Origin of the sequence: Mesorhizobium sp. M7A.F.Ca.CA.002.15.2.1, from assembly GCF_003998715.1 — a bacterium.
Classification (GTDB): domain Bacteria; phylum Pseudomonadota; class Alphaproteobacteria; order Rhizobiales; family Rhizobiaceae; genus Mesorhizobium; species Mesorhizobium ciceri.
This window is the reverse complement of the sequence record NZ_RZPI01001132.1, coordinates 1-877: the sequence shown is the minus strand read 5'-3', so window position 1 is coordinate 877 and position 877 is coordinate 1. Positions and strand designations below refer to the sequence as shown.

General features: G+C 60.2%; 1 protein-coding gene. It reads right to left on the bottom strand.

The annotated features are described in order from the left end of the window. Positions 1-91 precede the first annotated feature (91 nt). Positions 92-877, bottom strand: a 786-nt coding sequence (gene tatC, locus ENZ74_RS33155; RefSeq protein ID WP_127313355.1) for a twin-arginine translocase subunit TatC, incomplete at its 5' end; no start/stop codon positions are given.

Genomic DNA, 877 nt, shown 5'->3' with positions numbered 1-877 from the left:
AGTCAGCACCATACCGAGAATCATAGCATAGCTGCCCTCACCAGGTCAAGAAAAAATTCCTATCGAGACTGGCCAGACGCGGCGGCGCCGTTCAGGTGGAGGACGCGTCCGCCGGCTTCTTCTCGGCGACCTCTTCCGCCGCGTCCTGCTTCTCGCGTGCCACGCGCTGCTTTTCCTGATCGCGCTCGATCAGCCGGGCAGCCCAGATGGAGACCTCGTAGAGAAGGATGGTCGGAATGGCGAGGCCGATCTGGCTCATCGGATCGGGCGGCGTCAGCACCGCCGCGACGACGAAGGCGATGACGATCGCCCATTTGCGCTTCTCGGCCAGCCCCTTGGACGACAGCATGCCGACGCGTGTCATCAGGCTGGTCACCACCGGCAGTTGGAACACCAGGCCGAAGGAGAAGATCAGCGTCATGATCAGGCTGAGATATTCCGACACCTTTGGCAGCAGTGAAATCTGCACCTGATCGTCGGTGCCGGCCTGCTGCATGGCGAGGAAGAACCACATCACCATCGGCGTGAAGAAGAAATAGACCAGCGACGCACCCATCAGGAACAGGATTGGCGACGCGATCAGGAACGGCAGGAAGGCGTTGCGCTCGTTCTTGTAGAGGCCGGGCGCGATGAATTTGTAGATCTGCGTGGCGATCAGCGGAAAGGCGATCACCATGCCGCCGAACATGGCGAGCTTGACCTGCGTGAAGAAGAATTCCTGCGGCGCCGTGTAGATCAGCTCGACCTTGTGCGGATCGAGGCCTGCCCACTGCGTCGCCCATTTGAACGGGACGACCAGAAGGTTGAACAGCTTCTTGGCGAAGAAGAAACAGACCAGGAAGGCAACGAAGAAACCGCCCAGCGACCAGATCAGCCG